Raw genomic sequence first — 21,283 nt, 5'->3', positions numbered from 1 at the left:
TCAGGCCTTCATCAGCGCGATGGTGGTGTCGAGCATCCGGTTCGAGAACCCCCACTCATTGTCGTACCAGGAAAGCACCTTCACCAGCGTGCCGTCCTTGCTGACCTTCGTCAGCGTGGAATCGAATACGGACGAGGCGGTCGAGTGGTTATAGTCCATCGACACCAGCGGCAGGGCGTTGTATTCCAGGATCCCTTTAAGTTCGCCTTCCGAAGCCGCCTTCAGGATGCCGTTCACTTCATCCTTGCTCGTCGGCTTAGCTGCAACGAACGACAAGTCGACCAGCGAAACGTTGATGGTCGGCACGCGGACCGCGAAGCCGTCGAGTCTGCCGTTCAGCTCCGGCAGCACCAGACCGACCGCCGCGGCGGCACCGGTCTTGGTCGGGATCATCGACATGGTCGCCGAACGGGCGCGGCGCAGGTCCTTGTGGAAGACGTCGGTCAGCACCTGATCATTGGTGTAAGAATGAATCGTGGTCATCAGACCGTTCACGAGACCGATCTTCTCGTGCAGCGGCTTGACCAGCGGCGCGAGGCAGTTCGTCGTGCATGACGCATTCGAGATCACCGTGTCGGTGCTCTTCAGCGTTCCGTGGTTGACGCCGTAGACGATGGTCGCATCCACGTCTTCGCCGCCCGGCGCCGACAGGATGACTTTCTTGGCACCGGCGCTGATATGCGCGGAGCACTTCGCCTTCGACGTGAAAATGCCGGTGCATTCGTGCACGACGTCGATGCCCAGTTCGGCCCAAGGCAGCTTGGCCGGGTCACGTTCTGCCAGAACCCGGATCCGATCGCCGTTGACAATCATGTAATCGCCATCGACCGATACCTCACCGCTGAACCGGCCGTGTACGGTGTCGTACTTGGTCAGATGCGCGTTGGTGTTGGCATCGCCCAGATCGTTGATCGCGACGATCTGGATCTCGCTGGTGCGCTTGTTCTCGTACAGAGCGCGAAGAATGTTTCGCCCGATACGGCCGTACCCATTGATAGCCACCTTGATCGACATACGCGTCTCCCGGTTTAGTGAATCAGTGCCTTAGAAGAAGAAAGCCGGCGCGTGGAGGAGGGAGCGAGCCGGGCAGCGGAAAACGGACCAGGACAGGGAAGGCCCGGACGTGAAGCCCGGGACTGAGGATTCCCCTACCGACAGCGTTGACCGACCGACTCTCAAAATGCGCCAGAAAACCCGAATTTAGGACGCGAATGGTAGCAAGCCGGCGGGTCCGGCGTCCAGTTCTTGCGATGCCCCGGGTCCGGCGATAGCGTATCCGAGAACGCCCTGACGGGAATCCGGCACAATCGTAGCCCATTGCGGTTGCGACCCGGATCGTGGCCGCGAGGGTCTTGCGCCGCCCTGCCGTCGTCCTTTTAACTCAACCCGCTACGGGGAGCCTCATGCCCTTATCGCCGCTGCCCCCGGATGATCTGATACCGCCGGCCGAAACGCGGCGCCTGCCCTTCGTAACGACAGCGGAGCTCGAGGCTTGGGAGGGTCCGTTGGGGCATCGCCGCGCCATCGATGCGATCAGCCTGGCGGTGGCGATGCCGGGTGAGGGCTACAACGTGTTCGTCATGGGCGAGCCGGGGACGGGACGGCTGTCGCTGCTCCGGCAGCAGCTCAGGGCTGCGGCGCAGGGTCAGCCGTCTCCGGGTGACTGGCTGTACCTGAACCGTTTCGACGAGCCGCGCGAGCCGGCGCCGCTCCGCCTGCCTCCGCGTCAGGGCAGTGTCCTGGCAACCGATATCGAGGAGCTGATTCATGCCGTCATCGCGAACCTCGCCGCGGTCGCCGACAACCCCGCCTATCAGCGGCGCCGCAGCCGCACGATGCGTGTTCTCCAACTCCGCTGTGACGCCGTGCTGGAGCGGGTTGCAGCAGGGGCGAAGGCCCTCGGGGTGGCCGTACTGCGCGATGGCGAGGCCTTGTCGTTCGCGCCGCTCCAGGACGGTCGCGTGGTCGAGGATGCCGCCCTCACGGCTGCCCAGCGCGAACAGTTCCAGGCCGCCTCCTGCCAGGTCGAGACCTCACTGGGCGATGCGCTGGTCGACCTGCCCCAGTGGCGCCGGGAGCGCGACGAGCAACTGCGCGCCTTGGCGTCTGAAGCGATTGCCAATGCCATTCGCTCACCGCTGGGCGTGCTCGTGGAGAAGTACCGCGCATTCGACGGTGTCACCCGGCACCTGCAGGCCATCGAGCGGGATCTGTGCCGCGCGCTGGCGCCCCGACTGAACGACGAGAACGAGCCGGACCGCGAAGCCCCCGGCGCGGATTGGCTGCGCCGGCGTTACACGCCCCGCGTCCTGGTGAGCCACCCACCGGACTGCGGCGCGCCAGTGATTTACGAGCCGAATCCGAGTTTGTCGAATCTGTTCGGGCGGATCGAGTTCGCCAGCGAAGCGGGTACGCTGATGGCCGACCATCACCTGATCTTCCCGGGCGCCCTCCATCACGCCAACGGCGGATTCCTGATACTCGAGGCAGCGAAGGTGCTCGAGGATCCCGCGGTGTGGTCCGCACTGAAGCGAGCCCTCAAGAGCGGTTGGTTGCGGATCGAATCGTCCTCCGCCGAGCAGGGCGGACCGGCCGTCGCGACGCTGAGCCCCGCCCCGCTGCCGCTACGGGTCAAGATCGCACTCCTGGGACCACACGACCTTTACTACGAGCTCCGGTCGCTGGATGCGGAGTTCCCCGAATTGTTCCGCGTGCTGGCCGAGTTCGATGGGTACTTCCCGCGTGATGGGGGCTTTACCTGCAACTACGCCAGGCTGCTGAAGACCTTGACCGAGGCGCAGGGGCTGCCGCCGCTGACCGCGCCGGCCATGGTGGCCCTGTGCGACTTCAGCAGCCGCGTGGTCGCGCATCGTCGCCGGCTCTCGCCGCATATCGCGCCGATGGTCCAGGTCGCACTGGAGGCAGACTTCGAGCGCCTCCGCGCAGGCGCCGCCCGGATCGAGGCTGCCCACGTGCGCGCCGCGCTGGCGGCGCAGCGCGAGCGCACAGGGCGCGCCGCCGAATACCTGCTCCGCGATATCCTCGACGGCATCGTGCTGATCGATACTGACGGTGTGGCCGTCGGTCGGGCCAACGCACTGACACTGGCCGAGATCGGCGATGCCCGGATCGGCATGCCGGCGCGCGTCAGCGCCACTGTCTGTCCCGGTGCGCGCGGGGTGGTCGATATCGAGCGTGAAGCGGAGCTGGGCCAGGCCATCCATTCGAAGGGCGTCATGATCCTGGCGGGGTATCTCGGGCAGAAGTATGCGCGGCGCTTTCCGCTGGCGATCTCCGCCAATCTCGCGCTGGAGCAGTCCTACGGCTACGTGGATGGCGATTCGGCCGCGCTCGCGGAGTTGTGCGCGTTGATCTCCGCCCTGACCGGCATCCCGCTGCGCCAGTCTTTTGCCGTCACCGCGTCGATCAACCAGTACGGCGACGTTCAGGCAGTCGGCGGTATCAATGAAAAAATCGAAGGATTCTTCGACCTGTGCGCGGCGCGCTCACTAAACGGCGCTCAGGGAGTCCTCATCCCGTGGGCCAATCGCGACAATCTGGTGTTGCGCGATGACGTGGTCGGGGCCGCGCGCGCCGGATTGTTCGGAGTGTATCCGGTGCGGACCGTCGATGAGGCGCTGGAACTGCTGACCGGCAAACCCGCACTTGCGATCAACGAGCTCGCCCTGGCCCGCCTGGAAAAATACTCTGCCCTGTCCCGCGACACTCTGCGCGATTGAGCGCGACGCCGGAGCGATTCTATGGGTACCGCTCCTCGATCTGTCCGTCGGCTGCAATCAGGACTGCGCTGGTCAGCCCGCGGAAGATGCCATGTTCGACGACGCCCGGTGTGTCGTTCAGGGCCGTATCGAGCTCGGTGCAGTTCATGTCCGGGGCAAAGTGCATGTCGAGGACCAGGCTGCCGTGCGACGTGACCGCCAGGCCGTCACCGGCTGCATTGGGCCGCAGATCGCCGCTGCCGCCCAGGGCCTCGAGGCGCTGCTTGACCAGTTGCCAGGCGAACGGCATCACCTCCACCGGGATCGGGAACCGCTCGCCGATCCGCGCGACCAGCTTGCTGCGGTCGACCATGACCAGGAAGCGGTCGCTGCCGCGGGCCAAGAGTTTCTCCCGCACCAGATCCGCGCCGCGACCCTTCAGTACGGTCAGGTCCGGGGCGACTTCGTCGGCGCCGTCCACATACAGTTCGAGCCGGCCGACGTTTTCGATGGCCGTCACCGGCAGGCCGTGTTGCCGTGCCTTGATCGCGCTGATCACGGAGCTCGCGACGGTCATGAGCTCGAGGTTTTCCTCGCGCTGCCGGCGCGCCAGTTCGGCAATGAAGCAATTGGCGGTCGAGCCGGTACCCAGCCCGATGAGCATGCCCGCCTCGACCTGTGCCGCGGCGCGGCGGGCGACGAGTTCTTTATCGCTCATAAATGTAAGGGAATTCAAATACCTTTGACTTTATGCCTGGCAGACGATGCGCCGCCCATGGCGCCTTGTCAAGCCGGGTCCGCGGGCGTTTCGCCCAGGGCTCCCTGGAATCGTCACGCGGCCGGCGGCAGGCGACGAACGGCTCGACGCCGTGCCGTGCCCGCGTCCGGCCATGCAATGGATCAGACGGCTTCCGTTTCGAGGCTCTTATGTTTTTTGGCGATCACCCGCAACAGCGCCTTGTGCGGCTCGGCGAATTTCGCGGTGCCCTCGTCCATCAGGACGGCTTCCAGCCTTGCCGGGTCGACCCTGGCGTCGATCTCGTCCAGGACCGACCGCTCCGGCAGCTGATCGACCTGGCGCGTGTAGGCCTTTCCAAGCGCATCGACCGCCTCGTTCGTGGCGGGCGGATTGGTCTGGATGTCGCTGCCGGCCAGCGCCTCGACGTACTTGTCGGGGGGATCCTGCGGCCGCTTGGTGCCGGTGCTCGCGAAGACGATTTCCTGCTGCAGCGGCAGCTGCTTGTCTCGCCAGAATTCCTCATTGAGCCGCCACAGGCGCTTGACGTTGACGATGCCCACCAGTCCCTGCGCCGCCGGGCTGAGCTCGGGCACGTGTTTTTCCGTGTACACGTCGACCCGCGACACGAAGATGCTGTAGACGCTCTTGAAATGTCGGAAGTCACCGCGGCGCTGCGCGCCGCGCCAGATCGCATCCCGCGCGATACGGTACTGGCGCTCCGAGAAAATCAGCGTCACGTTCAGGTTGATTCCGGCTGCAGCGAGTTCCTCCAGTGAATCGAGCCCGGCCGCCGTCGCGGGGATCTTGATCAGCCGGTTGACGTGACCGCGCCCCCAGTGCTTGCCGAGTTCGACGTACTCGCGGACCCGCCGTTCGTGCGGTGGTCCGAGTTCCCGGTCTTCCAGCAGCGGATCGAGCTCGAAACTGACATAGCCATCGTTGCCGTGCGTCTCTTCCCAGACCGGCAGGAAGACGTCCTGAGCGCGGCGGACCAGGTAGTCGGTCATCTCCCACAGGATGGCCGCATCGTCCATCCGCTCGTCGATCAAGGCCCGGATGTGCGCATCGAAGCGGCCGGTGTTGATGATGTCGGCGATGATGATCGGGTTCGAGGTGGCCCCAGTCGCTCCGAGCGCCCGGTTGCGCTCGACGAGGTCCGGGTCGATCGAATCGAGCCAGAGTTTGGTGCCGGATTGGATCAGCGATTGCAGAGACATGGCAGCCTCCTGTTCCGGTCGGGAACGGCAGGTTTACGTTGCCATGTGTTAGACACGAACCGCCCGCGACAATTCACCCGCACCGTTCGCTATCGAAACGGCCTGGCAGCCGGCACGAGGCCGATCAGCGCCGGTACGCCCCTCCGGCCGCGTCCAGCCGCCGCTTCTGTGCCGCGAAGTGGCGTTCGATGTAACCCAGCTCGAAGCGTTCGTAGCGCGTCTGGGACGCCACCTGCTCGATCAGTACCGGGTCCAGAAGGGCCAGCGGCTGCCCGCTGCTCATGGCAAGGAGTTGCGTCTGCGCGGCCCGCTCGACGAAGTACAGGTCGTCCCAGGCCTGTGCCACGGTAGGCGCCGCCGTCATGACCCCATGATTGCCGAGGAACAGCAATTCCGCCTGGCCGAGGATACTGGCCATGCGCTCCCCGACCGAGTCGCTCAGCGCCACCCCATCGTAGTCGGTGTCGTAGGCCACCCGGCCGTGGAAGCGGCAACTGGTGTGCAGTGCCCATTCCAGCCGTCCGCCGCGGAGCATCGTCAGTGCGGTCGCATGCGGCTGGTGGGTGTGCATCAGTACACGGGCGCGAGGCACGCGGCGGTGGATCGGCGCGTGAATATGGTGAGCGGATGCGGCGGGTTCGCCCTCACCGCGGACGACTCGGCCCTCGAAATCGCAGACGATGAGGTTCGACGCGGTGATCTCGGAGAAATGCAGCCCGAAAGGATTGACCAGGAAGTGGCGATCGTCCGGAAGGACGGCCGAGAAATGGTTGGCGATGCCCTCGTGCAGATCGTATTCGACCGCGAGATGGAAGGCGGCAGCGAGATCCAGCCGTAGCTGCCATTCGTCCGGGCTGAGGTTTACCATGGGATTGCGGTCTCGCGAGTTCGGAAGGTGCCGAGCGCTTCGGCCGGCTCCCACGGTGCGGCAGTGTCCGGGAAGTGTCAAGCAGCAGGCGGGTCGGTGCCCGCCCGCCGCGTGCAGCGGAACGCGAGGCATCTCGGCGGGTCTCAGGGTGGCGGTGACGACGCCATTGACCGCCTGTCGCGTCGGCGACTCGCGTCTTGGCATAAGCGCCTGTTATGTCGGCTTCTGCCGAAAGGACCGGTGCCGGATGCCCGCTCCCGTTGCGTCACACGGCTTTTGCCCCGAATTCTCTGCCTTGACCCATCCGGCAATCTCCAACACAATCCGTCACGGAATTCGGGCCCGGGAGCCCGGGAAATAACATAGAGAGCGGCGTGAAATTCAGCGGAGTTGATGCATGACCGACGATATCGATAACAGGAAACGACGCTTCCTGACGCAGAGCGCCGCTGTCGTAGGAGCCATAGGCGCAGGGTTCGCCGTCACGCCGTTCCTCGCCTCGATGCAGCCCAGTGCCAAAGCGCGTGCCTCCGGCGCGCCGGTCGAAGTGGATATCAGCCGACTGGAGCCGGGGCAGCTGATCCGCGTGATGTGGCGCGGCAAACCGGTCTGGGTGCTGCGGCGCACGCCCGAAGCCCTGGCGACGCTGGCCGAGGTGCGCGACAAGCTGCTCGATCCCGATTCCGAGGAATCGGATCAGCCCGAGTACGCGCACAACGAAGCCCGGTCGCTCAAACCCGAGATCTTCGTCGCGGTTGGCGTCTGCACTCACCTGGGGTGTTCGCCGACGTATCGGCCCGACCAGCGGCCGGCGGATCTGGGTCCGGACTGGCTCGGTGGTTTCTTCTGTCCCTGTCACGGCTCGCTGTTCGACATCGCCGGTCGGGTCTACAAGGGCGTTCCCGCCCCGAAGAACCTCGAAATTCCCCCTTATCGCTACCTGACTGAGAGCCTGCTGTTCATAGGCGGCGCCAACGAGGAGGAGTCCGCGTGATGTGGAGCGAACGAGCAAGCGCATTCATGGCCTGGGTCGATGAGCGGCTCCCGGTAACGAAGTTCTGGAACGATCACGCCGCGAAGTATTACGCGCCGAAGAACTTCAATTTCTTCTATTTCTTCGGGTCGCTGGCGCTCCTGGTGCTAGTCAACCAGCTCGTGACCGGCATCTTCCTCGCGATGGCCTACAAGCCGGACGCCACGCTGGCCTTCGACTCGGTCGAAATGATCATGCGCGACATCAGCTGGGGCTGGCTGTTGCGCTACATGCATTCGACCGGCGCGTCGGCCTTCTTCATCGTCATTTACCTGCATATGTTCCGCGCGCTGTTGTACGGCTCGTACAAGAAGCCGCGCGAACTGATCTGGCTGTTCGGCATGGTGATCTTCGTGCTGCTGATGGCCGAGGCCTTCATGGGCTATCTGCTGCCCTGGGGACAGATGTCCTACTGGGGTGCGCAGGTGATCATCTCGCTGTTCGGCGCGATTCCGGTCATCGGCGAGGATCTGGCGCTATGGATCCGCGGCGACTACGTGGTGGCGGATGCGACCCTGAACCGCTTCTTCGCGCTGCACGTCGTGGCAATCCCGATCATGCTGCTGGCGCTGGTGGTTTTCCACCTCGCGGCGCTGCACACGACCGGCTCCAACAACCCGGACGGCGTCGAGATCAAGAAGCTGAAGGGGATGGACGACATCCCGTTGGACGGCATTCCTTTCCACCCGTACTACACCGTCAAGGATCTGTTCGGTGCCGGGGTGTTCATCATCCTGTTCGTGCTGGTCGTTTTTTACCTGCCGGAGGGCGGCGGATTCTTCCTGGAAGGCCCGAACTTCGAGCCGGCCGATCCGCTGAAGACGCCGGAGCACATCGCGCCGGTCTGGTACTTCACGCCGTTCTATTCCATCCTGCGCGCCGTGCCCAGCAAATTCGGCGGCGTCGTTGCGATGGGTGCATCGATCGTCGTGCTGTTCCTGCTACCGTGGCTCGATCGTTGCCGCGTTAAGTCGATACGCTACCGCAGCCCGGTCTACGGCATTCTGCTGGGCCTTTTCGTCCTCGCCTTCTTCGGGCTCGGCGTGCTCGGTACGAAACCCGTGAGTCCCCTGAACACGATCCTGGCGCGGATCTTCGCGGTGATATATTTCGGCTTCTTCCTGCTGATGCCGTGGTACTCGGCGAAGGAGAAGACCTTCCCGGAGCCGATGCGGCTGGGCGAAGCCGTCGTGCCGCTGGCGAAGCGCCGCGGGCGTCACTGGGACCTCATCCGGCAGGGCCTGGCTGCGATTCAGAATTCTGCGATTTTCCAGAGCATGATCCTCAGGGTCGTCGTCGGATTCATCGTTTTCTTCGTCCTGCTCGATTTCCTCTTCTATTTCTGACCCCAGAGTGATGAACTCGGAAGTCACACTAGGCAACCTTTTAGGGAACAGCAACTCATGAAAAGGCTCCTGGCGGTCACGCTGGCCGCGGTATCCCTAACGGTGGGGGCAAGCGAAGGGCTACCCCCGATTCAGAGCGTGGACATCGACGTGTTCGATCGCGATTCCGTGCGGCGCGGTGCCGAGTTCTACGTGAACTATTGCCAGGGCTGCCACTCGCTCAAGCACATTCGTTACTCACGCCTCGCCGCGGATTACGACATCAGCGACGAGATCATGAAGTCGAACTTCCTGCTCGGCGAGCGCAAGATGCATGAAACCCTGCAGAGCGCCATGAAGCCGGAAGACTCCGAGAAGTGGTTCGGCGCACCCGCGCCGGATCTGTCGCTCGCTGCGCGGGCGCGGGGCGCGGACTGGATTTACAGCTATCTGCGAGGCTTCTACCTCGATCCGTCGCGTCCGACCGGCGTCAACAATCTTTACCTGCCGAATGTCGCGATGCCGAACGTCCTGGGTGGGTTGCAGGGTCTGCAGCAGCCCGTGATTTCGCACGAGGGTGGGATGGAATTCGTGGAGCGGCTCGAACTGGCCAAGCCGGGTTCGATGACCCCGGATCAGTTCGACGAAGCCTTGACCGACCTGATGAACTTCCTGGTCTATGTGTCCGAGCCGTCCATGCTGCAGCGCCTCCCGCTGGGCAAGTACGTGCTCGGTTTCATGTTCCTGCTCACCTATCTGCTGTATCGCGTCAAGAAGGAATACTGGAAGGACGTGCACTAGCGTCCGAACGCGCGAAGGCGGGGCGTTCCCACCCCGCCGGATTGCCTGAGCTCGCGTGCCGGGCATGAGTCGGGAAGTCCGGGGTTGGCGGGCCAACGGCAGCGAGGGTGTCGGTCGATGGAAAATCAGGCGAAAGCGCTTCCTGCGATGATCCGCGCCATCGATGGCGCGATTCGGGCCAACGGGGACAACGTCACCCAGCTCGATCAGGCCATCGGTGACGGTGACCATGTCTTCAATCTGCAGCGCGGTATCGAAGCCCTGCTTCCGCTGTGCGATGAGCTTGCCGGGAGTGCCTGGCATGCCGCGTTCAAGACGATTGGCATGACGGTCATGAGCACGATCGGCGGTGCCTCGGGCTCGCTCTATGCGACGCTTTTTCTGGGCATGGCCAAGTCCCTGCAGGGGCAGGATTCCAGTTTCCTGAGCTTCGCCGAGGCCTTTCGCAGCGGCGTCGAAGCCGTCAAGGCGCGCGGCAAGGCCGATGTCGGCGAAAAGACCATGCTCGATGTGCTGGTGCCGGTATCGCGGGTCCTCCTGGACGGAGCCGCCTCGTCGGCGCCCATCGACGAGGTGCTGCGCGAGGCTTGCGCGGCGGCCGATGCGGGAGTCGAGACGACCCGGGACATGCTGGCAACGAAAGGCCGGGCCTCGTTTCTCGGCGAGCGGGCGCGGGGGCATCTCGATCCCGGCGCCAAGACTGCGCAGTTGATGATCTGCGCGGTCTGCGGTGTTCTGCTCTCGCCCTGAACGCGATCATCCCGCGCCGCCAGCAGCGGATATCGGTGTCGGCGGGGTGGGGGCTGCGAAGCGGTGCATCCGGTTGCGGCCCGTCCGTTTGGCGATGTACATGGCCTGATCGGCGTGGCGCAGCAGTATGTCCGCGGTGCTTCGATCAGGCGGGCTCAGGGTGACGCCGATGCTGCCCGACACGAGGACGGTTTGCCCATTGGGCAGCGCATAGGGCCGCGATACGCTTTCCAGTGTCCGCGAGAGGATCTTCTCGCACTCCTCCCACCCACGCAGTCCAGCCAGGATGATCACGAACTCGTCGCCGCCCAGACGGCAGACGGTGTCGTGTTCGCGCACCGAGGCCTTCAACCTGCGGGCAACTTCGCACAGCAGCAGATCGCCGGCTTTGTGGCCATGCGTGTCGTTGACCGGCTTGAAGTCATCCAGATCGAGATAGGCCACCGAGACCAGCGAGTCGTCCCGCCGCCCCCTGGCCAGCGCCTGCTCGAGACGGTCCAGCAGCAGGGCGCGATTGGGTAGGTCTGTCAGCGCATCGAAGTAGGCGAGGTGCTCGATGCGTTCCTGCTGGGTCTTCCGATCGGTGACATCGGAAAACAGATCGATGAAATGGCTGATCCGGCCGCTTTCATCCCTGACCGCGCTGACCGTGGCCTGCACCGCGACCAGATCGCCGCTGCGGTGCCGGTTCCAGATTTCCCCGCGCCAGACGCCCTCGTTGACCAGGGTTTGCCAGAACTCGCGGTAGAACGCGGCATCATGCACCCCGGACTTGAGCATCCGGGGATTTTTCCCGAGCACTTCATCGCGCGGGTAGCCCGTGATCTGGGAGAAAGTCCCGTTGACGTCGATGATGTTGCCGGAGGCATCCGTGATCACGATGGCTTCCTGCGCATCGTGAAAGACCGTCGCGGCCAGACGGAGCCGCTCCTCCGAGGCTTCGCGTTGCGCCCGGGCCGTGGCGATGCGATACCCCATGAACGCCAGCAGTCCCGACACCAGCAGTCCGCCGAGCGCGATCAGCTTCCCGCGGTCGTCGAGAAAGGCGAGCAGCGTCATGGACCGTATGGGAACGAAGGTCAGCGTGACGGAATGGTCCGCCAGCGCGATCTGTTCCTCGACCCGGTGCTGGAACTGCGCCAGCTCTGCCCGCCGCAGCTTGGGCTCGACCCGTACCTCGCTCGCTTTCCTGGACTCGTGAACGTACACCGCCCGCGCGTCCGCTCGGTCGGTATCGAAGGCATAGACATGCTGGCCCAGGTGGGATGAGCGCGAGAACACCGCCTCGAACAGGTCGCGATAGCGATAGGTCCCGCAGATGAAGCCGGCGAGCAGGCCGACGCGGGTTTCGGGCGTCACCGGAGGGAGTCCGCTGCGGTAGATCGGAGTGAGCAATCGGAACGCATGGCCGCCGGCTTCGTGCGGCACGTCGGCGAAGGTCGTTCGGCCCGAGGCCGCCGCTCTCTGAGCGGCCGCGGTGGCAGACGGATCGCTGGACAGGTCCAAACCTGGCGCGCTCAGTTCGGTGCGGACCGGTTCCGCGTAGCGGATGGCCAGCTGGTATGGTGCAGTGGCGTTCTGCGCTATGCGCACCGGTTCTGTCGACGCCGAGAAATGGGTATTGGCTGCCCCGTAGTCTTTCCGCAAAGCGCGCTCGAAGCTCTTGCGCTCGGCCGGCGATACGCGCTGTAGGAGTGCCATCGACAAGCGGGCGGTGGCGGTGCCCGCCTCGGTCTGTCGCACGAAGTTCCGAAACTCCTCGGCATCGATAACTCCCGACGCTGCAAACAGCGCTCCGACGCCTTGCTGCCGGGTCAGCTCGACGAGATAGAGTGTTTTGACCTGTTCCGCCCGCTCCCTCGCGTTCGCGGCGAACTCCTCGAGGTAGATGGTCCGGTTGGTCCAGCTGTTCCAGGCGCAGAAAGCCGCAGTCACCAGCAGGCCGACCAGACCGTAGTTGAGGCCTGCCAGCGGCGCGAGCCGCCGATGTTCCGGAGCGGGCGGCCTAGACGGTTGCGATGCAAGCATCGACAGCACTGCCGGCTCGGTTCGGATTGAAGGCGATGTGGGCCGGTGGCCTTTCGGGTTGCACTGGGTAGGGCGTATCGGTATCAGCAGCCCCAACGGAGCGATGCCGTGTGGACCGGCGCATCCCACAGGCGGAGCAGTTCGTCATCGAGCATCGTCAGCGTGATCGAACAGCCGGCCATGTCCAGTGACGTGGTGTAATTGCCCACCAAACTGCGAACGACCGTCACGCCACGCCCGGTCCAGTAGCGGCAAGCCTGTTCGTAGACCAGGTAGAGTTCGAGCAGGGGGGTCGCGCCCAGCCCGTTGACGTGCAGCAAAGCGGTCTGGCCAGCTGCGGGTTGCAGTTCGTGGTGGATGGCTTCGGCGAGCAGGGCGACGATCTCCGAGGCGGTGCCGAGCGCACGGCGCTCGCGGCCGGCTTCGCCATGGATACCGACGCCGACTTCCATTTCGTTGTCCGCCAGCGCGAACATGGGTCTGCCGAGGGCTGGCACGGTGCAGCTCGTCAACGCAACACCCATGGACGCGGTGGCTTGCACCACCCGATCGCCCAGAGCCTTGCAGGCAGCCAGGTCGGCGCCTTCCTCGGCCGCTGCGCCAATGATCTTCTCGACGATCGTCGTCCCGGCGACGCCGCGCCGACCGGTGCTGTGATTGGCCGGCAGCGCGACGTCGTCGTCAACCACGACGGTCGCAAACGGGCAATCGAGCATCTCTGACGCCATTTCGAAATTCATGATGTCGCCGGCGTAGTTCTTGACGACGAACAGCACGCCGCCGCCCGATTCGACCGCGTCCGCCGCGGCGACCATCTGATCGGGCGTTGGTGATGTGAAAATCTGTCCCGGGCAGGCCGCGTCGAGCATGCCGAGGCCGACGAACCCGCTGTGTAGCGGTTCATGTCCGGAGCCGCCGCCCGAGATCACCGCGACCTTGCCAGTGTGGCCGGCTACCTTGCGCCGCAGGAAATGGGGGTGATCGTTGAGCGCCACCAGATCCCGATGGGCCAGCGCGAAGCCGCGCAGGCTGTCTTCGAGCAAGGACTCGGGGCGGTCGATCAGCTTTTTCATGGTGGAGCCTCCGGCTCGGTTACGCGGCGTTGTGGGTGTTTACCACACTCGGCATTGTCCCAAAAACCTGCCAGCTGTGCAGGAGTCCAGCCAGCGTGCAGCAGGACCCGTGCGCGACGGTTGGGGTACGGTCAGGATCCCGTCCGAAGGAAGCGGCGCGCGACCAGCATCGGCCACCGCACCAGCCATTCGAGCATCAAACGGATGTGCATCAGCGTGAGCAGCGTGTTGTCTCGCCCGTAACGGAAGTGCGAGACACCACCCTCCGCCGCCGACAGGTAGCGGACCGGTGCCGGAAGGTTGACGGTCGGCACGCCGGCCCAGCTGAGACGAACCGCGGCTTCGGGGTCGAAATCGAAGCGGCGCATCCAGCGGGTCCGGTCCATGAGCGCAAGCAGCGGCGCGATGGGGTAGATGCGAAAGCCGAACAGTGAGTCCGCTGCGCCGGCGCCGAGCGTCTCGAGCCGAACCCAGGCGTTCGATATCCGCCGCCCACGCACGCGCAACGCGGGTGCCTCGGCGCCGAAGACCGGAACGCCGGCGATGAGCGCCTGCGGCGCGGCTGACGAACGGTCCATGAATTCCCGGATCTTCGACGGCGGATGCTGCCCGTCGGCATCCATCGTCAGCACGTGGGTATAGCCCTCCGCCGCGGCCAGCCCAAGCGCGTGATGGATCGCGGCACCCTTGCCGCGGTTCTCCGGGAGGGCGAGCACGCGGACGCCCGGGTCATTCGCGGCCTGTGTGGCAAGGCGCCGGGCGCTCCCGTCGGTGCTGCCATCGATGACGATCCACACCGGGCTCCATTCGGCGCGGGCGCGCCGGACTGTGTCGAGCAGCAGGTCGCCGGTGTTGAAGCTGGGGATGACCACGACATGCGTCGCCGACGGCGTCATGGCGGCGGCTGCGCCCGTTGGGGTCGGCTCTCCAGGGTCGAGCGCATATAGTCCTCGACGCGCGTCCGCAGGCGCCCGGAGTCGTCATCGTGGGGAAATTGCATCCCGAGCTCAACACGATAGTGGATCGGGAATTCAGGTTTGCGAAACAGCGGCCAGCCGCGGCACAGATAGGCGCTGTCCGACCGGATGAACGCTGTCTGCACCGGCACCCGAGCCTGCTTCGCCATCAGTGCGAAGTTGCCCTTGAACTCGTTGAGCGGCGGTGTCTGCGTTCTTGTCCCCTCCGGGAACACCAGCAACTGCCGGCCGGAAGCCAGGGCTTCCCGCGCCCGCTTCATCATCTCCATGGGATGGTCTGCGCGAATATAGCCGGCCAGGCGGGCGCCGCCTCCGAGGAACGGGTTGTCCAGGATCTGCGCCTTCATGATGCAGACGACACGTGGCAGGCGGGAAACGATCAGTACGGCATCGAGCAGTGAGGGGTGGTTCGCGACGATGATCAGCGGCCGTCCGCGCAGCCGGTCCAGGGCGGACAGATCGCAGTGCACGATCCGGCTCAGCTGCAGCAGTCCGACGAAGAAGCGGAACAGGGCCATCATGACCCATTGCCCGACACGGTTCGCCAGGTCGCGAGGCAGGACCGCGCCAACCAGCGGGCTGATGGCGGTGTAGATCAGTCCGCCGGTGCCGAACACGAGCAGCGCACCGTACAGCACGGCCTGTTCGTAGGCGGATCTCAGCAGTTTCGGCAAGGTTCGAACGGAGTGACTGATGCGCATGTCTTTCTGCGGGAGGTCGGAAGCCAGTGCGAAATGGCGTCCCGGGGCAGCAAAAGAGTACCCCTTTTTTTACGCGCTAGGCACCCTCGGCGGGCTCAAGGCATGGCGCGCCGTGCCCTGCGGGAGCGGGGATAAAGCGATGTCAGCAACGAAAGCGTTGGCACGAGGACTACGGCAACACGCCTTGGGCTGATCTGCCGTGGGCTGCCGTTACGGGCGGTGGGTGTCGCAAGCCGGGGTCAGCGGCGGGCTCGGGGCGTCCCAGCCGAGTCATCGACGACGTCGGCGGGATGCTGTGGGGAACCTGGGCATTCCGCTTTCCCGCGGCCCAGGTCCCGGCTGATGTCTTTAGCTTCCGTGAATCAGGCAATTTCGGTCTTACGGAGCAGGCGGAGTCGGCAGCGGAAGGATCGGGCCTTTACGGATGTCGAGCTTGAACGGGAACACCCCCGTCGGCCCGGCAGGTCCACAATCCTGGCTGTTGCAGCTTCCGCCCACGGCCAGCAGATACTGTCCTTTGGTCAGCGTCTTGGAGAACGCGGCGGTGCCCGGCATCACGTAGGACAGCGTCGGGGTGCCCTTCTTCACCGTCTCGCCGTCACAGTTGATGAACGGCTGGTCGCCGGCATTCGCGTAGCCGACGAAGGCGATCGCGCCATCCCCGCCCGGCGTCTGTGGCTTCAGAAAGATGCTCGATCCTTCGAGGCTGACCTGGTTGTATTTGTGCGAAAGATGGTTGGCGCCCACGAAGCTGCCGTTGGTCTTCCACATTGAGAACGCGGGCTTCAGCCTCTCATCGCCCGAGCTCAACGTTACCTGCACCGTGGCGTAGTATGGTACCGTCACCGTGTACCAACGGGTGTTGTGGGCCCAGCCGCAATTCGGCGTCAGGCCGTTCCAGCCGTCCCAGGCGTAGTTCGGCGCAGTGCCCTCGAACTGAATGGCCGTCGGCTGGCCTTTCAGAGTACCCAGATCCACGATGACCTGGCTCCCGGGGATCGCCATCGCCGCTCCCGAGGCAACTGCAAGCGCTGAGCCGGCCATCAGAGTCGTGATCGCGTGGCGTAGTCCGCTGTTCATCTTTTTCATGTTCATACCTCTACTTTCGTTTGATGTCTGAATATTCCCGCTGCCGCATGGCAACGCGGTCCTTCACCACGGAAAGAGCCGCAGCGCCCGTGATCGCGCCGAGCTGTATTCGGCCGATCGTCGCGCCAGACCCCCGGGCACATACACAGCAACTATCGCGCCATAAGGATTTCCTAACATCCATGCGGGTCGAAGGGGGATTCGCCCGCGACCCGCTGCGGCAAATGCCGCAGGGTGCTGTGGTATTTCCCTGATTTTTTCGTGTGGTCACCTCGAAGTGAGAACTGACGGACCGCGTTTCGCCGGCCGGAATGCGCGCCTAGGGGCTGTCCTGCCGACCGCGTCTGGCTCGACGGTCATATCCTGAAAGCAGTATGAGCCTCGTCGAAGGGCCGTCTGCCCTGTTACCCGACAGTCGCCTCGACTGCCCGATTGCGGTTTGTCACGGCGAAACCCTTGCGGCCGAACGCTTCCTTGGCGAAGCGGTCGCGCTCGCCGAGCGTCTGCCGACGCGTTCGTGGGTCATCAACCTTTGTGCGAACCGCTACCATTTTCTGCTGATGTTCGTCGCTGCATTACTGCGCGGACAAGTCAGCCTGCTGCCGCATAACCGCACGGCGGCGGCGGTCCGCACGCTGGTCGACGAGTACCCGGACGCTTATGTGGCCTGTGATGAGGAGCCGCCGGATGCCGGTGCCGTGACGTTCCTCGTCGGCCGGCCCGTCCGATGTCCTCGCGAGGCGCCGAATCCGCTGTTGGACGGGAGCCGGCCGGTCGCCCTGGTCTTCACGTCCGGTAGCACCGGCAAGCCCGAGCCGCACGAGAAGACCTGGGACATTTTCCGCCGCAGCGTCGATCTGATCGCCGAGCATCTGGGCGTCGCTTCGAGTCAGGGCCATGCCACCGTCGCCACGGTGCCCGCGCAGCACATGTATGGGCTCGAGACCACCATCCTGCTGCCGCTGCGCTCCCGGTGCGTCCTGACCGACCGGCCGGCGTTTTACCCGGCCGATGTCCAGTCGGCCCTGGCGGCGCTGCCGGCCCCGCGCATGCTGGTCACGACCCCGATTCACTTGCGAGCCTGTCTGGCGTCCGGCATCGCGCTGCCGCGGGTCGACCTGATCGTCTCGGCCACCGCGCCCCTGCCGGTGGAACTGGCGCGGACCGCCGAGGAGCGGTTCGGCGGGGTGCTGAGGGAGATCTACGGTTTCACCGAGGCCGGATCGGTCGCTACCCGCCGGACCAGCCGCGACGATCGTTGGACGCTGTTTCGGGGCCTCGAACTGGATGGCGTCGATGGCGGGTTACGTTTGCTCGCCCCCTACTTGAAGGGTCCGGTGCCGCTGCAGGACCGCCTGGAGTCGACCGGCGGCAATCAGTTCCGATGGCTGGGGCGCCTTTCGGACCACATCAACGTGGCCGGAAAGCGCGCCTCCCTCACCGCGCTGAACGCAACGCTGCAGGCCCTTCCGGGCGTCGAGGACGGCGCCTTCTTCGTGCCATCGTCCGCAAGTAACGAGGCGGCGTCGACCCCACGGCTGATCGCGTTCGCCGTCGCGCCGCGACGAACCCGCTCGGAACTGTTGGCGGAACTCCGCCAACATCTCGATCCCGCATTTCTGCCACGACCCTTGTTCCTGGTCGAGGGCTTGCCGCGGCAGGAGAACGGCAAGCTATCCCGCGAGGCGCTGGAGGCCCTCGCGGAATCCTGTCGACGTCGGCGCTGAAGGGACTCAGAGCATCCCGCCGTTGATCGAAATGACCTGGCCGCTGATATAGGCCGCCCTGTTCGACGCCAGGAACCCGACCAGACCGGCGACTTCCTCCGGTTCGCCGGCGCGGCCCATCGGCACGCGCTGCTTGAGCTTTTCCGCGGGGAACAGGCCCTCGGTCATCGGACTCCGGATGATCCCGGGGGCGACGACGTTGACGGTGATGCCGCGTGAAGCGACCTCCAGCGACAGCGACTTGCTGGCCCCGATCAAGCCCGCTTTTGCGGCCGCGTAATTCGCCTGACCGCGGTTGCCGGCCAAGGCGGCGACCGAGGCGATGCTGATGATGCGTCCCCAGCGCGTGGCCATCATCGGCAGCAGCAGCGGCTGGGTCACATTGAAAAACCCGTCCAGCGACACGTCGACGACGGCGTGCCACTGCCGCTGTGTCATCCCCGCCAGTGGCGCGTCGTCGTGAATCCCGGCATTGTTGACCAGCACCTGGATGGGCGCTTCCTCCGCGAGCGCGCCCAGCAGCGTCGCGGTCCGGTCCGCATCCGTCACATCGAACAGCAGTCCATCCGCTCGCCCTCCGGCGGCACGAATGCCATCGATGAGATGGTCGAGCGCCGCAGGGTTGCGATGAGCCTGGGCGAAGACATGCCAACCCGCGGCGGCCAGTTCGCGGCAGATCGCCCCGCCGATCGCACCGCTGGCGCCGGTCACCAGCGCATGTCGTGTCGGGCTATTCATGGTGTGCCGGTCGTTTGGGAAAAAGGATGGACAGGCGGCCATCGAGCAAGGCTGCCCCCGCCGCAGCGATGGAGAAATCGTAAACCAGCCCACCGTGGTCGGCGAGTTGGCGCTCGGCCTGGATGATCAAGTCCTCCGGGACATCGTCGAGCCGCGCGCGTGCCAGCTGCAGTCGCCTGATCCCGCCCAGGTAGCCGGGTACCGCAGCAGCGCCCTGTACGCTTGCCCCCAATGCGGCATGCAGCGCGATGGCCTGCGCCGCATACTCGACACCGCAGACCGCATGCAGGCGACCCGCTACGGCCAGCGGGTTGGCCGGGTCGCGGTGCGAGGTCGCGCTGCAGCGGATGTACCCGGTATCCCATTCGAGGACTTGGTCAAGCAGGCACATCGGGCCGGCGTGCGGCAGCAGCTGCGCGAACGCACTGCGCTTCATTGGGCACACGAGACGACGACGCGGAGCAAACCCGGTCCGCTACAGGGCAGATGAATCAAGGCCGATGGCTCCTGCCGCGCGATGGCCGCGAGCAAGGGGAGTGCGCGCGCCGCCGGATTGCCGGCGCGCATCCGCTCGAGTGCCCGGTCGGACATCACGGTCGGTTCGCACCCGCCCGAGTCGTCGAAGCCGACGCTCAGCGCGATCGGACCCTTGCCGGAGGTCAGCCGCAGCGCCACCGCGAAGGGACACGACAGGGGCCGAAAGGGCGCGATCGGGAACGGTGGTGGCTGATCGAACGCCACCAACAGCACCTCGCCCGGGCCCTCGGCCAGCAGCGCGGACGCCTCGATCAGACCGGCGGCGAAACTATCGTCGTAGCAGGCCAGACTGGTCGTCGGCCGGTGCGAGCCGGAGGCGATGCTCCAGTAGCCGGACGCGGCGTTGTGGACCGAGTTGTGGAACTGCGTCGGTGATACCGCGCGCTCGGGTTCCGCGAGTTGGGTGAAGATGAGATCGCAGACATCGACCTCGCCGCCCGAGGACGCGAAAACGCTGGGGATGTCCCACCGCGAGCGGTCCGGGCCGGCAGCCTCCATGGCGGCTTCCAGTGCCAGGCGGGTCACGGCGGTCGCGCGTCGTCGCTCCGGGCCGCTGAGCGGGCTGCGACCACTTGGCTGGTACTCGGCGGGAACGTAGTGCTGTTCGCCGCGCAACACGGCGCTGGCCTGCTGCCAGTCGGTCAGGCCGGGCGCGCTGATGCCGATGCCGGCCACCTGAAGCCTCATCGGCGGAACAGCAGCGTGGCGTTGCTGCCGCCAAAGCCGAAGGAATTGCAGAGCATGTAGCGTACTGCTGACTCACGGTTGTCGAGCAGTATTCGGCACCGCAGACGAGGGTCGACTTCCTGCGTCTGCAGCGTGCCCGGCAGCAAGCCGGCATCCAGGCTCAGCGCGGCGATGATGGCGTTGACCACGCCGGCGGCACCGAGCGTGTGGCCAGTCCAACCCTTGATCGAGCTGCACCCGACGCGCTCTCCCAACAACGAGGCGATGGCGCAGTCTTCGGCGGCATCGTTGGCGAGTGTTCCGGTACCGTGCAGCAATACGTGGTCGACCGCCTCGGGACATACTCCCGCCCGCTGCAGTGCGTCCTGCATGGCCAGTCGCGCGCCCGCGCCTTCCGGATGCGGAGATGACATGTGGTAGGCATCGGCGCTCTCGCCGTATCCGATGAGCTGGACGCTTTGCCCTGCGTCGCTTGCCTTTTCCAACAGCACGAAACCGGCCGCCTCACCGATCGAAATCCCGTCGCGACGGGTGTCAGCGGGTCGGCAAGGCCTGGCCGAGGTCAATTGCAGCGCATGGAAGCCATGCAGCGTCGTTCCGCAGAGCGAGTCGACGCCGCCGACGACGGCTGCGTCGCAGAAGCCGGCGTCCATCAGGCGGCTGGCGCTGGCGAACGCCTTGGCGCTGGACGAACAGGCGGTCGAGATCGCTGTCGCGGGCCCGCCCAGGCCCAGGCAGCGCCGCGTGAAGTCAGCAACGGAGAAGGTGTTGTGCACCGTCCGATAGCGAAAGTCCGGCGGCAGCGCCCCCGAGGCCGCGTCGCGGCGGCGATACGCGGATTCCGATTCGAGGATGCCGGACGTGCTGGTGCCAACGATCACGGCGATGCGGTCGCGACCATACAGCGCGGCGGCCGCGGCGACGTGCTCGGAAAAGTCGTCGCCCTCCAGAGCCATCGCGGCGAGGCGATTGTTGCGGCAGTCATAGGCGCTCAGCGGGGCCGGTAGCGGCCGGTCTTCGATGTCGGGGACGCGACCGATCCAGGTGTCAAGTTCGATCTCGGGGAAGTCGCAGGGACGCAAACCTCCCTGCCGCGAACGTAGCGCGGCCAAGGTGGTTTCGGCCCGGGATCCGATTGCGGAAACCAGCGAGTAGGCGCTGACACGGAGGGGGGTCATGCGACGCGTAAGTGTTCACGCCTGCGACTCGCGGGAGCGGACCGGGAAGCCGAGACACGCCGTGAATCCGTCCCTGGCTCGACTGCGGGTTCCCTC

The 21,283-nt window shown here is 65.4% G+C and carries 19 protein-coding genes; 6 read left to right on the top strand and 13 right to left on the bottom strand.

All coding sequences use genetic code 11. From position 1 onward, the window contains the following. The gene (gene gap / locus BWR02_RS07555; RefSeq protein ID WP_139557153.1) at window positions 1-1,014 is read right to left on the bottom strand and encodes a type I glyceraldehyde-3-phosphate dehydrogenase; all 1,014 of its coding nucleotides are present in this window, start codon (window positions 1,012-1,014) and stop codon (window positions 1-3) included. Between the two features lie 389 nt (window positions 1,015-1,403). Between gap and BWR02_RS07550 the strand changes: the two genes are divergently transcribed. Beyond that, a complete protein-coding gene (locus BWR02_RS07550) occupies window positions 1,404-3,740 on the top strand; it encodes a Lon protease family protein (protein WP_139557152.1) in 2,337 nt (778 codons plus the stop codon). Between the two features lie 19 nt (window positions 3,741-3,759). Here the strand turns inward: BWR02_RS07550 and rpiA are convergent, their stop codons facing one another. The 3 genes from rpiA to BWR02_RS07535 form a co-directional block, all read right to left on the bottom strand. Further along, complete coding sequence (gene rpiA / locus BWR02_RS07545; RefSeq protein ID WP_139557151.1) at window positions 3,760-4,437, bottom strand: ribose-5-phosphate isomerase RpiA; 678 nt, start codon at window positions 4,435-4,437, stop codon at window positions 3,760-3,762. 182 nt (window positions 4,438-4,619) lie between these two features. Next, window positions 4,620-5,675, bottom strand: a complete 1,056-nt coding sequence (locus BWR02_RS07540) for a transaldolase family protein (RefSeq protein WP_139557150.1) — start codon at window positions 5,673-5,675, stop codon at window positions 4,620-4,622. A 124-nt stretch (window positions 5,676-5,799) separates the two neighbouring features. After that, window positions 5,800-6,543 carry an aldolase gene (locus BWR02_RS07535; RefSeq protein ID WP_139557149.1) on the bottom strand — a complete coding sequence of 248 codons (744 nt, stop codon included), beginning with the start codon at window positions 6,541-6,543 and terminating at the stop codon, window positions 5,800-5,802. Between the two features lie 397 nt (window positions 6,544-6,940). Between BWR02_RS07535 and petA the strand changes: the two genes are divergently transcribed. From petA to dhaL, 4 genes are all read left to right on the top strand, one after another. Beyond that, the gene (gene petA, locus BWR02_RS07530) at window positions 6,941-7,537 is read left to right on the top strand and encodes a ubiquinol-cytochrome c reductase iron-sulfur subunit (RefSeq protein WP_139557148.1); all 597 of its coding nucleotides are present in this window, start codon (window positions 6,941-6,943) and stop codon (window positions 7,535-7,537) included. Next, window positions 7,537-8,922 (top strand): cytochrome b, encoded by a 1,386-nt coding sequence (locus BWR02_RS07525; RefSeq protein WP_139557147.1) that lies wholly within the window; start codon window positions 7,537-7,539, stop codon window positions 8,920-8,922. The genes petA and BWR02_RS07525 overlap by 1 nt, the downstream gene beginning before the upstream one ends. Before the next feature lie 57 nt (window positions 8,923-8,979). Continuing rightward, entirely contained in the window at window positions 8,980-9,702 is a 723-nt protein-coding gene (locus tag BWR02_RS07520) for a cytochrome c1 (RefSeq protein ID WP_139557146.1), read from the top strand. A 117-nt stretch (window positions 9,703-9,819) separates the two neighbouring features. Further along, the gene (gene dhaL, locus BWR02_RS07515) at window positions 9,820-10,452 is read left to right on the top strand and encodes a dihydroxyacetone kinase subunit DhaL (protein ID WP_139557145.1); all 633 of its coding nucleotides are present in this window, start codon (window positions 9,820-9,822) and stop codon (window positions 10,450-10,452) included. Window positions 10,453-10,458: 6 nt separating this feature from the next. On the opposite strand, the gene BWR02_RS07510 is transcribed toward dhaL, so the two are convergent. The 5 genes from BWR02_RS07510 to BWR02_RS07490 form a co-directional block, all read right to left on the bottom strand. Next, window positions 10,459-12,480 carry a sensor domain-containing diguanylate cyclase gene (locus BWR02_RS07510; RefSeq protein ID WP_139557144.1) on the bottom strand — a complete coding sequence of 674 codons (2,022 nt, stop codon included), beginning with the start codon at window positions 12,478-12,480 and terminating at the stop codon, window positions 10,459-10,461. 83 nt (window positions 12,481-12,563) lie between these two features. Beyond that, entirely contained in the window at window positions 12,564-13,553 is a 990-nt protein-coding gene (dhaK, locus tag BWR02_RS07505; RefSeq protein ID WP_139557143.1) for a dihydroxyacetone kinase subunit DhaK, read from the bottom strand. 131 nt (window positions 13,554-13,684) lie between these two features. Next, window positions 13,685-14,449: a glycosyltransferase family 2 protein gene (locus BWR02_RS07500; protein WP_139557142.1), complete on the bottom strand. Its 765-nt coding sequence runs from the start codon at window positions 14,447-14,449 to the stop codon at window positions 13,685-13,687. Further along, window positions 14,446-15,231 (bottom strand): lysophospholipid acyltransferase family protein, encoded by a 786-nt coding sequence (locus tag BWR02_RS07495; protein ID WP_139557141.1) that lies wholly within the window; start codon window positions 15,229-15,231, stop codon window positions 14,446-14,448. Before BWR02_RS07495 ends, BWR02_RS07500 begins: the two co-directional genes overlap by 4 nt. A 378-nt stretch (window positions 15,232-15,609) precedes the next feature. Continuing rightward, window positions 15,610-16,320, bottom strand: a complete 711-nt coding sequence (locus BWR02_RS07490; RefSeq protein ID WP_139557140.1) for a hypothetical protein — start codon at window positions 16,318-16,320, stop codon at window positions 15,610-15,612. 374 nt (window positions 16,321-16,694) lie between these two features. Here BWR02_RS07490 and BWR02_RS07485 point away from each other — a divergent pair, with 374 nt between their 5' ends. Then, complete coding sequence (locus BWR02_RS07485) at window positions 16,695-18,047, top strand: AMP-binding protein (RefSeq protein ID WP_139557139.1); 1,353 nt, start codon at window positions 16,695-16,697, stop codon at window positions 18,045-18,047. A gap of 6 nt (window positions 18,048-18,053) precedes the next feature. Here the strand turns inward: BWR02_RS07485 and fabG are convergent, their stop codons facing one another. Genes fabG through BWR02_RS07465 form a run of 4 tightly spaced genes read right to left on the bottom strand, consistent with a single transcriptional unit; the run spans window position 18,054 to window position 21,187 of the window. Continuing rightward, window positions 18,054-18,785 carry a 3-oxoacyl-ACP reductase FabG gene (fabG, locus tag BWR02_RS07480; protein ID WP_139557138.1) on the bottom strand — a complete coding sequence of 244 codons (732 nt, stop codon included), beginning with the start codon at window positions 18,783-18,785 and terminating at the stop codon, window positions 18,054-18,056. After that, window positions 18,778-19,221, bottom strand: a complete 444-nt coding sequence (locus BWR02_RS07475) for a hotdog family protein (protein ID WP_139557137.1) — start codon at window positions 19,219-19,221, stop codon at window positions 18,778-18,780. The genes fabG and BWR02_RS07475 overlap by 8 nt, the downstream gene beginning before the upstream one ends. After that, a complete protein-coding gene (locus BWR02_RS07470) occupies window positions 19,218-20,009 on the bottom strand; it encodes a beta-ketoacyl synthase chain length factor (RefSeq protein WP_139557136.1) in 792 nt (263 codons plus the stop codon). The genes BWR02_RS07475 and BWR02_RS07470 overlap by 4 nt, the downstream gene beginning before the upstream one ends. Then, window positions 20,006-21,187, bottom strand: coding sequence for a beta-ketoacyl-[acyl-carrier-protein] synthase family protein (locus tag BWR02_RS07465; protein WP_139557135.1), 1,182 nt, complete (start codon window positions 21,185-21,187; stop codon window positions 20,006-20,008). The genes BWR02_RS07470 and BWR02_RS07465 overlap by 4 nt, the downstream gene beginning before the upstream one ends. Between the last annotated feature and the right edge of the window lie 96 nt (window positions 21,188-21,283).

Source organism: Methylotetracoccus oryzae, from assembly GCF_006175985.1.
GTDB lineage: Bacteria > Pseudomonadota > Gammaproteobacteria > Methylococcales > Methylococcaceae > Methylotetracoccus > Methylotetracoccus oryzae.
Note: the sequence above shows the minus strand (reverse complement) of the source record. Positions and strands in the feature narration are given on the sequence as shown.